The 12161-nt window shown below is 62.6% G+C and carries 11 protein-coding genes and 1 other RNA gene; 9 read left to right on the top strand and 3 right to left on the bottom strand.

Annotation, left to right across the window (positions count from 1 at the left end):
• The first annotated feature begins 105 nt into the window (after positions 1-105).
• Both AYK65_RS10735 and AYK65_RS10730 read left to right on the top strand, forming a co-directional pair.
• Positions 106-1104, top strand: coding sequence for a threo-3-hydroxy-L-aspartate ammonia-lyase (locus AYK65_RS10735; protein WP_081158326.1), 999 nt, complete (start codon positions 106-108; stop codon positions 1102-1104).
• Positions 1105-1243: 139 nt separating this feature from the next.
• Positions 1244-2605, top strand: coding sequence for a serine hydrolase domain-containing protein (locus tag AYK65_RS10730; RefSeq protein ID WP_081158325.1), 1362 nt, complete (start codon positions 1244-1246; stop codon positions 2603-2605).
• Positions 2606-2651: 46 nt separating this feature from the next.
• On the opposite strand, the gene AYK65_RS10725 is transcribed toward AYK65_RS10730, so the two are convergent.
• The 3 genes from AYK65_RS10725 to AYK65_RS10715 all read right to left on the bottom strand — a co-directional run bounded on the left by AYK65_RS10725 (position 2652) and on the right by AYK65_RS10715 (position 5766).
• The gene (locus tag AYK65_RS10725; RefSeq protein ID WP_026617794.1) at positions 2652-3668 is read right to left on the bottom strand and encodes a lytic transglycosylase domain-containing protein; all 1017 of its coding nucleotides are present in this window, start codon (positions 3666-3668) and stop codon (positions 2652-2654) included.
• Positions 3669-3785: 117 nt separating this feature from the next.
• Positions 3786-4421: a LysE family translocator gene (locus tag AYK65_RS10720; RefSeq protein ID WP_026617793.1), complete on the bottom strand. Its 636-nt coding sequence runs from the start codon at positions 4419-4421 to the stop codon at positions 3786-3788.
• Between the two features lie 130 nt (positions 4422-4551).
• The gene (locus AYK65_RS10715; protein ID WP_046118861.1) at positions 4552-5766 is read right to left on the bottom strand and encodes a pyrophosphate--fructose-6-phosphate 1-phosphotransferase; all 1215 of its coding nucleotides are present in this window, start codon (positions 5764-5766) and stop codon (positions 4552-4554) included.
• A gap of 342 nt (positions 5767-6108) precedes the next feature.
• Between AYK65_RS10715 and AYK65_RS10710 the strand changes: the two genes are divergently transcribed.
• The 7 genes from AYK65_RS10710 to rsmH all read left to right on the top strand — a co-directional run bounded on the left by AYK65_RS10710 (position 6109) and on the right by rsmH (position 12156).
• Complete coding sequence (locus AYK65_RS10710; protein ID WP_026617791.1) at positions 6109-6816, top strand: J domain-containing protein; 708 nt, start codon at positions 6109-6111, stop codon at positions 6814-6816.
• Positions 6813-7577: an N-acetylmuramoyl-L-alanine amidase gene (locus tag AYK65_RS10705; protein ID WP_046118862.1), complete on the top strand. Its 765-nt coding sequence runs from the start codon at positions 6813-6815 to the stop codon at positions 7575-7577. The genes AYK65_RS10710 and AYK65_RS10705 overlap by 4 nt, the downstream gene beginning before the upstream one ends.
• Positions 7578-7803: 226 nt before the next feature.
• Positions 7804-8340: a lytic transglycosylase domain-containing protein gene (locus AYK65_RS10700; RefSeq protein WP_046118863.1), complete on the top strand. Its 537-nt coding sequence runs from the start codon at positions 7804-7806 to the stop codon at positions 8338-8340.
• Between the two features lie 214 nt (positions 8341-8554).
• A complete protein-coding gene (locus tag AYK65_RS10690; protein ID WP_026617788.1) occupies positions 8555-9742 on the top strand; it encodes an NAD(P)/FAD-dependent oxidoreductase in 1188 nt (395 codons plus the stop codon).
• Between the two features lie 70 nt (positions 9743-9812).
• Positions 9813-10212, top strand: an RNA gene (gene rnpB / locus AYK65_RS10685) — RNase P RNA component class A.
• 463 nt (positions 10213-10675) lie between these two features.
• Positions 10676-11116 (top strand): division/cell wall cluster transcriptional repressor MraZ, encoded by a 441-nt coding sequence (mraZ, locus tag AYK65_RS10680; RefSeq protein ID WP_026617787.1) that lies wholly within the window; start codon positions 10676-10678, stop codon positions 11114-11116.
• Between the two features lie 14 nt (positions 11117-11130).
• Positions 11131-12156: a 16S rRNA (cytosine(1402)-N(4))-methyltransferase RsmH gene (rsmH, locus tag AYK65_RS10675; RefSeq protein ID WP_026617786.1), complete on the top strand. Its 1026-nt coding sequence runs from the start codon at positions 11131-11133 to the stop codon at positions 12154-12156.
• Positions 12157-12161 lie beyond the last annotated feature (5 nt).

Here is a 12161-nt window from a genome sequence, read left to right as displayed (position 1 = left end):
TTCTAAAGTGACTCCGCTACACTTTGATGACGAGGTTTCGCACAGGAGCGGACCGGCCACGCCCGTGCTACAGTGCCGTGCTCTTCGACGACGGGAGGACTATTTGTGACCAACCTTTCATCGGACTCGACCGCCTTGCGTTATCCGACCTTCGAAGATGTTCGGGCGGCACGCATGCGCATTTCCGGCATAGCGCACAGGACGCCGGTCTTGACATCGCGCACCGCAAACGAGATCGCCAAAGCCGCTCTCTTCTTCAAAGCGGAGAATATGCAGCGTGCGGGTGCTTTCAAATTCCGCGGCGCCTACAATGCCATTGCGGCCTTGGATGCGGCCTCCCGCAAGAACGGCGTCATCGCCTTTTCCTCGGGCAATCATGGCCAAGCACTCGCTTACGCCGCCAGATTGCATGGTGTTTCCGCGACGATCGTGATGCCGCGCGACGCCCCGGCGATCAAGGTAGCGGCGACGCAGGGTTATGGCGCCGAGGTCGTCTATTATGAGCGCTATACAGAGGATCGCGAGGCAATCAGCCGACGTCTTGCCGCCGAGCGAGGATCAACTCTCATTCCGCCTTACGACCATCCGGACATCATTGCGGGGCAGGGCACCGCGGCCCTGGAGCTGTTCGAAGAGATTGGTGCGATGGATGTGCTCGCCGTACCGCTCGGCGGCGGCGGCTTGCTTGCCGGCAGCGCGCTCAGCGCCCGTGCGCTGTCGCCGGGCTGCGCCGTCATCGGCGTCGAGCCGGAGGCGGGCAATGACGGCCAGCAGTCTCTGCGCAAGGGAGAAATCGTCCACATCCCCGTGCCGAAGTCCATTGCCGACGGCGCGATCACCACGCATGTCGGCTATCATAATTTTCCCATCATCAAACGGGACGTCGATGACGTCGTGACCGTGACCGATGCTCAGCTCGTAGAAACGATGCGGTTCTTTGCGGAACGCATGAAGATCATCGTGGAGCCGACCGGCTGCCTGGCAGCGGCGGCGGTTCTGCAGGGGTTGATCGATTGCTCCGGCAAGAGGGTCGGCATTCTGATAAGCGGGGGCAATATCGATCTTGCAACCTTCAACACACTTCTGAGCGGGCGCCGAGGGTGACGGCCTCCGGCCCCGGTCGCCACCGCGGTATCCGGCGTCTGCCGGTCAATCCCATGCTTCTTCTGTCGATGGGGCGGTGGTATGGGGGCTTGCCTCTCAACGAAAACCTGTTTCTCTCCAGTGAGGTCGGAGGGCGAGCATGAAGGGTTTGTTGAAGAAGCTTGGCGGGGTCGTCGCCGTTGCGTCGGCAGCGCTTATCGGCTGGCTGGCGTTCTACCCGCCGGAGCTCCTCAAGGTGGGTGACGGATACGCCGCCAAGATCGTCTGCTCCAATGTGTTTCTCGCCGGGCGCGATCCTGAGGCGGTGCTTGCGGAGGATGTGCAGGCGCCCGGTCATCCGCTTTTGAAGCTCGTCCGCGTCTCCGTCGACCGCGACGAGCAGAGCGTAACCGCACGTATCCTGGGCTTCGCTGCGCCCGGCCGTGCGGTCTACCGCCCCGGCCTCGGCTGCGCCAATGTCGGCGGCGGCAGCGCGCAGGCGCTGGCGGCGGCCGGGCAGGTTGACGCCGGCGCGGCTGGCGTTGCTCATGATCCGGCCGTGAGTTGGCCTGACGGAAGCAAGGCCGATATCGATCCCGCGATTCAAAGCATCGTCGAAGATCCGGCATGGACGGGTCCCGGCATGCGGGCGGTCGTCGTCATCAGGAATGGCCGGCTCGTCGCGGAGACCTATGCGGCCGGTTTCGACCGCGACACGCCTTTGCTCGGTTGGTCGATGACGAAATCCGTGACGGCCGCGATCATCGGTCGCCGGATCGCCGAGGGACGTATGGATGTCGCTCGGACCGCTCTGGTGCCGGAATGGAAGGGCGACGAGCGCGCGAGGATCAAACTCGCGGATCTTCTGGCGATGCAGAGCGGGCTTGCCTTCAACGAGGACTATGGCGACGTCACAGACGTGACGCGCATGCTCTATCTCGAAAGCGATATGGCCGGCTTCGTCGCGTCGAAGCCGCTGCAAGCGGCCCCGGGTACGACGTTCAGCTATTCGAGCGGCACGAGCAATCTTCTCTCCCGGTTGTGGATGCGGACGTTCGACGATCCGGCCGAAGCGCTTGCCTATCCGCGAGAGGCGCTCTTCGCACCACTCGGGATGACGAGCGCCGTGATGGAGACGGACGCGAGCGGCACCTTCGTCGGATCCTCTTACATGTATGCGACGGCGCAGGACTGGGCACGCTTTGCCGAATTTCTGCTGCAGGACGGAAGCTGGAAGGGGAGGAGGCTCCTGCCTAAGGGATACGTGTCCTTCATGCGCACGCCGACCGCGGTCTCGGGCGGCGACTACGGTTCCGGTCAGGTCTGGCTCCAGGAAAACGGTATCCGCGCCGGCACGGGCAATTTTCCGCCGGACACGTTCTGGATGCTTGGGCATGACGGACAGGCGATCATGCTCGTGCCGTCGCTTCGTCTCGCCATCGTCCGGTTGGGGCTGACGCCGTCGCGTCTGCGGTATGACGTGCAGAAGCTGAACGCCAGGATTATCGAAGCGCTCGATTGAGCATGTACCGAATGTAAGTCAGCCGCCTGAAACGATCCGCTGCGGCTTACCGCATGTCGAGCTCGTCGAGCATGCCCCGGCGTTTGGCGTGGTAATAATAGCCGCTGGCGTAGAGCCTTACCGCGCCGTCGTGCTGGTTGTCGGCCACCATCCAGGCGCCGCGCAGATATCTGGTCGCGTATTTGAGGTTGGTTTCCGCATCGAAGAGGCCTTCGGGCGGTCCGTCATAGCCAAGGCCTCTAGCGGTATTGTAGCGGATCTGCATCAACCCGTAATTGCCCTTGCTGTAGGCGCGCGGATTGTAGTTGCTTTCGCGTTTGACGACCCGGTGCACCAATTCGAGGGGCAGGCCATTGAGATCGGCGTAGTGCTTGATCAGGCTATCGAGTTCCGGCCGCGAGCTGGTCGGCGCTTTCGTGAGCTTCAGCGAATCGGGAATGACGCTTGCGACTGCGCCGACGGCCGAGCCGATGACGCCGGTCTTCGGGCGTTCCGTCGGCACGATCATGCGCTTGGCGACGAGCGTTTCGAGGCCGACCGGCTCGCCGGTGTCGAAATCCGATTCCCATGAGGCGGCAACGCCGAGGATGGGGGCGACAGGCTGCTCGGCGGCCGGCGAAGCGGTCGGGGAGAGGTTTGCCGACGCGGGCGTCGCCATCGCCACTTCGAAGGCCTGGGCTGGCTTAGCCGTGGGAACTGCAACGGTCTGGGGCGCGGCGAATGCGAGGGTCGCGTCTGTAGCCGGCGTGACCTCAGCGTCGGTCGCCGGTACTGCGGCGGCTATCCCCGGAGTGGTTGTGGCGATGCTCGTCGGCTGGCTCGCGGCGGATGAAGTCTGAGCCGTCAGCGCAGCCGAAGTGCTCGCAGTTGCGCCGATCGGTGCGGGCAGCGCATAGGCCGTCATCTCCGTTCCGGGCTTCGGCAGGGGGGTGACCGTCTGCACGGCGGTCAATTCTTGAAGCGACGTATGCTCGACCGTCGAACATCCCGAGGCAAGTGCTACCGACGCCAAGGCCGCGGCTGTAAGTGCCTGTTTCGACAGGGGGATACGGATTTTCGCCATGCTGTCACTTTCGTGCTTCTGGGCCCCGTAGCCCCTGACAAATCAGCGGATGCCACCCGCTGCGCTTGAATCTCCATTAACCTATGCCGCCGGTTGCGGCAAGCACACGGGCGAATTTCACGAGGTGGCGCGTTTCAGTCCCGCCGTCAGCAGGCCCGCGCCGATGAGCAGCGAGCCGCCGGTGCGGTTGACGATGCGCCGCACGCTTGGCTTGCGGATCGCGCCTCCGGCGGCAGAAGCGAGGCAGGCGTAGAGGGTCGCGTTGATCGTCGCGAGCGTCAAGAATGTTACCTCGAAGATCACCATCTGCGCGAAGAGCGGGCGCGACAGATCCAGGAACTGCGGCAGGAAGGCGACGAAGAAGAGGATGCTTTTCGGATTGAGCGCGGTTACTGCGTAGGCGTGCAGGAAGATTCGCAGCGGTCGTTCGGCAGGGCTTGCTTCGCCGGCAATCCCGGACGCGTCGCCGACGGGTGCCTTCCAGAGCTTGATGCCGAGCCAGACGAGATAGGCGGCGCCGATCCACTTCAATGCGGTGAAGACGGCGGCGGACGTCGCAAGCAGGGCCCCAAGCCCGAGCATCGAGGCGGTCATGGCGGTGAAATCGCCAAGCGCAACGCCTGCGACGGTTGCTCCCGCGACCTTGCGGCCATGGCCGAGCGCATAGGAAATGACGAGAAGGATCGTCGGGCCGGGAATCGCAAGCAGGACGGCCGACGCGGCGGCGAAGGCGAGCCAGTGTTCGAGGGACATGAGAAGGCTCCGGGTTGAATGGCCTGAGAACATCAAGAGGGAGCCATGCCAACGCGGAGCCGTCAACTGCTATCGAGCTGCGATCGTGCCAAGGTGGGGGAGAACGTCCTTCCCCCCCCCGTAACTGAACTTAGTCTGCGGTCTGCCATTTCTGGCCGACCACATCCATGACCTCGCCGAACCATTTGGCCGAGGTGTCGAAGTGCTTGCCGCCCTTGATGCGGGGAAACTCTATCGTGCGCAGCTTGCCGCCCTGGTCTTCGTCGTGGCCCGTCACGCCCGAAACCTTGTTGAGCGCGCTTTCGACGGCGAGGTCGACCATGCTCTGGATCAGGCGCAGATCGTCGCCGTTGGCCGGTGCGGAGCGGGCATAGTAGCCGGACTTCTGCACCATGGAGCGCTCGGCGCCGAGGAGCGACGCGAACTGCTTGGAGAACCAGTTGCCGACATTGATGGTGTCGATCTTCACATGGCCGAAAGCATCGCGTTTGACCGTCTCGCCGGCGGCTTCGCGTTCCGCGACGATGGCGTCAAGGCAGGCACCTTCGCTGACGAAGAGCGTGACGAAGCCCGCCCGGTCCATGACACCACGCAGCCGCTCGGCTTCCGCTTCGAGATCGAATTTCATCTCCGGCAGATAGAGGCCGTCGATGTTCTTCAGCTGCTCGTTCATCATGAAACCGTCGACATATTCCTTGCTGTGGGCCATCTGAATATAGGCGCGCGCGGTCGCCGCCGTCAGCCAGCCGCAGTGGCGGCCCATGACCTCGTGGACCACGAGGGTGCGCGGTGCGGCACTCTGCTCATTGCTTACATGGTCGAAGAAACGGGCGCCGTATTCGGCGGCCGTCCAGGCGCCGAGCGTCTGACGAATCGGTACTACGTCATTGTCGACCGTCTTCGGCAGGCCGACGACAGTGAGGTCGTACCCATTGGCGCCGAGATAGGCGGCAAGATCGGCCGCCGTCGTATTAGTGTCGTCGCCGCCGATCGTGTGCAGGATGCCGATACCGTCGGCAGCGAGCCTTTCGGCCGCAACGCGAAGCGGGTTTTCGCCGTCCTTGACGAGCCCGCGCTTTACGCAGTCGGCGGTGTTTGTGAGCTTTACCCGGCTGTTGCCGATCGGCGACCCGCCATGGCGATGGAGCAGATGCGCCTTCTCACGCATCGCCGGGGTGATTTCGATACGGTCGGCGAGAAGCAGGCCCTGATAGCCGGAGCGGTAGGCCACGAGCTCGTAATCGGGCGCGATGTCCGTATAGCGTTCGATCAGTCCGCCGACAGCAGATGAAAGGCAGGGCGCAAGGCCGCCCGCCGTCAGCATTGCGACTTTTTTCTTGGCCATGATTCCTCCTCGGGATTTCGGCACCAAGCGATCGTTCATGGGATCGACCGCATTCTAAAATCCTTGTCTCACGTCAAAGATCACCGTGGTCTAACGCAAATCCGATAGAAATTAAATGACAGGCCTGTAGATCGCAGAAAGTCGGAACGCGCGTAGGCGCGACGGCCTTGCGTTGAAAGTGTCGCATGGCGCACTCTGGAATTCGATTGAGATTTGGGGCGATATGATTTATTGAGGGGCCATCACAAATTCGTCAGCCATGACGGTTCGCGCGGTCAGCCGCTTGCAATTTGCCACCACATCGGGTCATGCTCATGTGGTGGACAGGGAACAATCGCACTCATGTCATTCTGGGACAACCTTCTCAAGATCGTCACGACCACCGGCAATGCGCTTGCAGGGGTTGTCGAGGCGGTTCGCACACTCTTCGAAGGGGATCCGGAGACCCGGCGCAAGGTGGCGTTTTCGGTCGCCATGATCGCGCTTTCGGCGAAAATGGCGAAGGCCGACGGCATCGTGAACGAGGCCGAGGTGAGCGCTTTCCGCGATATCTTCAAATTTCCCGCGGACCAGGCGAAGAACGTCGCTCGGCTTTACAATCTCGCGCGCCAGGACGTGGCGGGATATGAGGCCTATGCGGAGAAGATGGCGTCGCTCTGCTCTTCCTGCGAGAGGAACTGCCCGATTCTCGAAGACATCGTCGACGGTCTGTTCCATATCGCGAAGTCCGACGGGGCGGTGCATGAGAAGGAACTCGCCTTCCTCATGCGCGTGGCCGAAATCTTCAAAATGGACGAGGCGCATTTCAAGCGCATCATGGCGCGCCACGTGCATTTGGACGACCGCGATCCCTATCTGGTCCTCGGTGTGTCTCCGAAGGACGACTTCTCCGAGATCCGCAAGCGCTATCGCGTTCTCGTTTCCGAGAACCACCCGGACATGCTGGTTGCGCGCGGCGTGCCGAAGGAGTTCCATGCGATCGCCAACGATCGCATGGCGGCGCTGAACGCGGCCTACGAGGCGATCGAAAGAGAACGCCGCGCCGCATGACATCGAAGACTTGCGATTTTCCCGGCGCCCGCTTCGTGCCGTCACCCAATCACGGCGAGCGCGTTGGCGGGCGGACGCCGGACATGATCGTCCTTCACTATACCGGCATGGAGACGGGAGCCTCGGCGCTCGACTGGCTCTGCCGCGAGGAGAGCCAGGTCTCCAGCCACTATTTTGTTCACGAGGACGGGCGCGTCGATCAACTCGTGCCGGAGGAGCGGCGCGCCTGGCATGCGGGTAAGAGCTTCTGGAAGGGCGAGACGGACATCAATTCCTGTTCCATCGGCATCGAGATCGCCAATGCCGGCCATCCGGATGGGCTGCCGGACTTCCCCGAAGCGCAGATCGAAGCGGTCGCCGAATTGTGTCGGGACTGTGGCCAACGCTGGCAAATCGCCCCGGAACGGGTGCTCGCGCACAGCGATATCGCACCGATTCGCAAGGTCGATCCGGGAGAAAAATTTCCCTGGGATGTGCTTTTTCGTCGCGGGGTCGGGCACTGGGTGGAGCCGGCGCCGGTCGCAGGTGGGCGCTTCTTCCAGCGTGGTGACCAAGGCCAGCCTGTCGAAGCGCTTCAGTCCATGCTTTCCCTTTACGGTTATGGCGTTGAAATCACGGGAGATTTCTGCCAGAAAACCGAAGGCGTAGTGGCAGCCTTCCAGCGACATTTCCGGCAATCGCGGGTGGATGGCATCGCCGACGTTTCCACCATCGATACGCTTCATCGCCTGCTCTTGGCGCTCCCCAAACTCAACGCGTAGGCAGCGATTCTCGCTTGCACTAGATTAGCGTGCGTGGGGCTTTCGTGCGCGATTTTTTCGCGTTGCCACATGTTTACCACGATGGCCCCTTCATTTTCCCGGCATCAACTGCAGGGAATGCGGCGCCCGCGCTGCGGCCCTGTCAATAAAAAACGATCGGGAAATTCGGTCGTGACGGTGGGGTGCGCCGTCCGGCCGGTTCCTCAGACCGGAGACGTCAAACTACATGAGAATATCGTCTGTTGCTGCGGTGGCGGCATGCCTTTGCATGTCCGTCGCCGGGATGGGTACGTCGTATGCAGGGGGCATCGACAAAACCATCAAGACCTCTGCGATCCCGTCGGCGACCCGAACGACAGGCTATCCGAAACCGGATCTAACGCTAATGCGCGGCTCGCAATATACGATCCTCATCCAGTCCTACGCCAAGCAATACGGGGTCGCGGTGGATCTCGCGCATGCCATCGTACAGGTTGAAAGCAACTTCAACGCCGAGGCTCGCGGCAGCGCCGGTGAAATCGGCCTGATGCAGATCAAGCCGGCCACTGCCCGGATGATGGGCTATTCCGGATCCGCCAAGGGCCTCTACGATCCGGAAACCAACATCAAGTTCGGCATGATGTATCTGGCCAAGGCGCAGGAGCTTTCGGACGGCACCACCTGCGGCACAATCCTCAAATATAATGCCGGCCACGGTGCCAAGCGGATGAATCCCGTTTCGAAGCGCTACTGCGGTAAAGTCATGAGCATCCTGGACTTGTGATCTACTGCATGTATCCGTCCCGATTTAAGGACAAAAACATGCAGCAATCCAAAGTGCTACAGCATTCTTTGCGTGCCTGAAAGGACGCACGGCGCTGTGGGACAACGCCGGATAGGTCTCGCGTTCCGGCATACCGTTAAATCTTTGAAGGAAATCGGTGTCATAGGCTGAACGGCATGCTATCTCCGCAGCGAACGAACGATCGGGGAAGGCCATGTCGGAAAGCTTTGACTTCGTCATTGTCGGCAAAGGTATGATGGGCGCTGCGGCGGCGCGTCATCTCGCGCTTGCCGGAGCCAGAGTCGCTCTTGTCGGCCCCGATGAGCCGGAAGATCGGGCCAATCACGGCGGCGTCTTCGCCAGTCACTACGACAATGCGCGCATCACCCGCACGATCGATAACGATCCGGTTTGGGCGCGGCTCGCTCGCCGATCGATTGACCGTTATCCAGAAATAGCCGAGCAGAGCGGCGTCGAGTTCTATTTCGAGGTCGGCTGCCTGATCGCGGCGCCGGCTCCGGGCGGTGCGTTCGACTATCTCGAAAAAGTCGAGCGTGCCCGGGACAGGCTCGGCGTCGACGCGCCGCTGATCCTCGGCGACGACGTCGCCGAGCAGTTTCCCTGGTTCCGCTTCCCGAATGGCTACGGCGGTGTTCACGAGGCGCGTGGCGCGGGCTACATCAATCCCCGCGCACTCGTACGGGCACAGACGATCGCGGCTGAAAAGTTTGGTGCGCTCGTGATCCGTTCGGAAGTGGTCTCGGTCGAGAAGGGCGCAGATCACGTCCTCGTCAAGACCCTTGACCGGCATTCGGTCAGCGCCGGGCGCATCCTCGTCGCGGCGGGCGGCTTCTCCCTCTCGGAAGCGCTTCTTCCGCAACCGATCGACCTGACGGTGAAGGCGCGCACCGTGCTCTTCGCCGAGGTCGGCCCCGACGATCTCGCCGGCTTTGCCGGCATGCCGTCATTGATCGGTGCCGCGCCGGAACAGGATAGGAGCTACTATTTGCTCCCGCCGGTTGCTTATGCCGATGGCAGACACTACATCAAGATCGGCGGTGATCCGACCGATCGGATCCTTAAGAGCGAGCCGGCGATTCGGGAATGGTTCCGCGGCAGCGGTAGTGCTGAAGCAGCCGATCACCTGCGCGGCCTGCTTGCCGGAGTGATGCCGGGGCTGAGGCCCGTTTCGACGCATTTTTCGCCTTGCGTCACCTCGTTCACGCGGCACGGCTATCCCTATATCGGCTTCGTGAGCGATCGCGTCGCCGTGCTGACGGGCGGCAACGGCCAGGCCGCCAAGAGCTCCGACGAGATCGGCAGGCTGGGTGCGGCGCTGGTGATGGACGGTCGGCTCCAAGCCGACGAATACGAGACCGATTTCGCGGTCGCGTATCGATAAGCCGGCCGCCGCAGCGGGGAAGTGCCGATTTCTCTGGCGCTTCATGCCCCGGTCGGTTAATGAGCCTCTGCCAGTTGGCCGGGCAGCCGCACTCCGCAAGCGCCGAAAGGCCGCGGAGTGAGGAAAGTCCGGGCTCCACGGAAACACGGTGCCGGATAACGTCCGGCGGGGGTGACCCCAGGGAAAGTGCCACAGAAAGCAAACCGCTCCGCTCGCGGAGTAAGGGTGAAAGGGTGGGGTAAGAGCCCACCGCGGACATGGCAACATGGACGGCACGGTAAACCCCACCGGGAGCAAGACCGAATAGGGATGACACGGGCGCGCGAGCGCCCAGCCGGTTTCCAGGCGCGTCATCCGGGTGGGTTGCACGAGGCTGCGCGCGAGCGCAGTCCCAGATGAATGGCTGCCACGTTCCGTTTCCTTCGGGAGGCGGGGCCATACAGAACCCGGCTTACAGGCCAACTGGCGATTTTTCTTCCGTTCCTTCGCGCTGGCGTTTTCGACGCAGCGCCTTCTTTCCCCTTCGATCAGGCGCCCGCCCGACGCGGTGCGTCTCAAGCTTTTGGCCTTTGACGAATCAGCCCGCCAAGGCCGGTTTACCGGGCGCCGGCTCGGCCCGCTTTCGAACGGGATTCCAAGGCATTAGGGGCCGGATCGTAACCCTTTGTTAAACTTAACAACCTATCAATATTTGATCATCCGCGAGGCTGTTTACAAGCTTCTCCCATTGACGCCCATATGGTCCCATGTTATCCCATAATGGTACTGCGCAAGGGCCGCGTCGTGGCCCATCATCGCAAAATTCCAGGGTTCCTTCTTCGGAGGGTTCAGGCGGGCGCGCTCGTGCCCGGCGGGGGTCTTTTGCGCGCGTAGGCGAGTGTTCGCGCGGGTCGATGATTATGGCCCGTCAGTCGGAGGCGGCCGTTTCGCGTCATGAACCGCTTCTTGTCACATGCTACGAACCGGATCGATGCCAAGGGGCGGGTCTCCGTGCCTTCGGCGTTTCGCGCCGCGCTTTCGGAAGCGGGTGTGCGGGAGCTATACTGTTTCCAGGACTTCGTCTTTCCGGCGATCAGCGTCGGCGGGCCGGAGCTTCTGGACCGGTTCGAGAGACAGATGGCGTCCGAGGATCCGTTTTCGGATGCGGCCAACCAGATGTCGCTCCTCGTTCACGGGGGCGGCGTCTTCGTGAAGCTCGACCCGGAGGGCCGGTTGATGGTGACGGATTTCATCCGCGACTTCACCGGCATCTCGACCGACGTGACCTTTGTCGGGCGGGGCGATCATTTTCAGCTCTGGGAGCCGCAGGCGTTTGCGAGGGCGCAGGCGGAGGCCCGGGAAGGGCGCAAGCAACGGGGGCTGCGTCCGGAATAGAGTGGAGAGGCGGAATGGTGACGGATCAAGGCGGCGGAGCTTCTGAAGCCGACGGCGGACCGGTTCGTCACATTCCCGTCATGCTTGCCGAAGTGCTCGCAGCGCTTGAACCGGCTCCCGGAAAGGTCATTCTCGACGGCACCTTCGGTGCTGGCGGCTATACGTCCGCGATCCTCAAGGCCGGCGCAGACGTGATCGCGCTCGACCGCGATCCGACGGCGATCGCCGCCGGCCAGTCGCTCGTCGCCGCCGCCGAAGGCCGGCTCAAGCTCGTCCATGCCCGTTTCTCCGAACTTGGCGATCATGCGCCCGAAGGCGGACTCGACGGCGTCGTGCTCGATATCGGCGTCTCTTCGATGCAGATCGATGAGGCGGAGCGCGGCTTTTCCTTCCAGAAGCAGGGGCCGCTCGACATGCGCATGTCGGGAGCGGGCGTTTCCGCCGCCGACGTCGTCAATCGCGCCAAGGTTTCCGATCTTATTCGCATCTTCGGCTTTCTCGGCGAGGAGAAGCAGGCGGGGCGCATCGCCCGCGCGATCGAGAAGCGTCGGGCCGAGCAGCCTTTCGAAACGACGCGCGACCTCGCCGGTCTCATCGAATTGGTGACGCCGCGTAAGGCCAAGGACAAGATTCATCCGGCGACACGGGTCTTCCAGGCGCTGCGCATCTTCGTCAACGACGAGCTCGGCGAGCTCGCCAATGCGCTCTTTGCCGCCGAACGGGTGCTGAAGCCCGGGGGACGGCTCGTCGTCGTCACCTTTCATTCGCTCGAAGACAGGGTCGTCAAGACGTTCTTCCAGGATCGATCCGGCAAGGCGAGTGGTTCGCGCCATCTGCCGATGGTGGCCGAGCGCGCCGCAACCTTCACACCAGTCGGCAAGCCTATGATTGCGGCGAGCGAGGAAGAAGCGTCCCGCAACCCGCGCGCCCGGTCGGCCAAACTCAGAGCCGGCATCCGCACGGAAGCCCCGTCGCCTGGAGACGATCTGTCCATTTTCAATCTGCCGGAACTGGCGAGCCTTGCAAGGCTGGGAGGCTAGGAGAC

This window comes from Ensifer aridi (genome assembly GCF_002078505.1).
Classification (GTDB): domain Bacteria; phylum Pseudomonadota; class Alphaproteobacteria; order Rhizobiales; family Rhizobiaceae; genus Sinorhizobium; species Sinorhizobium aridi.
Note: the sequence above shows the minus strand (reverse complement) of the source record. Positions and strands in the feature narration are given on the sequence as shown.

Excerpts from the sequence above, each read along its gene's own strand:
- AYK65_RS10730 (WP_081158325.1), top strand. The coding sequence starts at position 1,244 with ATGAAGGGTTTGTTGAAGAAGCTTGGCGGGGTCGTCGCCGTTGCGTCG.
- AYK65_RS10725 (WP_026617794.1), bottom strand. The coding sequence starts at position 3,668 with ATGGCGAAAATCCGTATCCCCCTGTCGAAACAGGCACTTACAGCCGCG.
- AYK65_RS10720 (WP_026617793.1), bottom strand. The coding sequence starts at position 4,421 with ATGTCCCTCGAACACTGGCTCGCCTTCGCCGCCGCGTCGGCCGTCCTG.
- AYK65_RS10715 (WP_046118861.1), bottom strand. The coding sequence starts at position 5,766 with ATGGCCAAGAAAAAAGTCGCAATGCTGACGGCGGGCGGCCTTGCGCCC.
- AYK65_RS10710 (WP_026617791.1), top strand. The coding sequence starts at position 6,109 with ATGTCATTCTGGGACAACCTTCTCAAGATCGTCACGACCACCGGCAAT.
- AYK65_RS10705 (WP_046118862.1), top strand. The coding sequence starts at position 6,813 with ATGACATCGAAGACTTGCGATTTTCCCGGCGCCCGCTTCGTGCCGTCA.
- AYK65_RS10700 (WP_046118863.1), top strand. The coding sequence starts at position 7,804 with ATGAGAATATCGTCTGTTGCTGCGGTGGCGGCATGCCTTTGCATGTCC.
- AYK65_RS10690 (WP_026617788.1), top strand. The coding sequence starts at position 8,555 with ATGTCGGAAAGCTTTGACTTCGTCATTGTCGGCAAAGGTATGATGGGC.
- mraZ (WP_026617787.1), top strand. The coding sequence starts at position 10,676 with ATGAACCGCTTCTTGTCACATGCTACGAACCGGATCGATGCCAAGGGG.
- rsmH (WP_026617786.1), top strand. The coding sequence starts at position 11,131 with ATGGTGACGGATCAAGGCGGCGGAGCTTCTGAAGCCGACGGCGGACCG.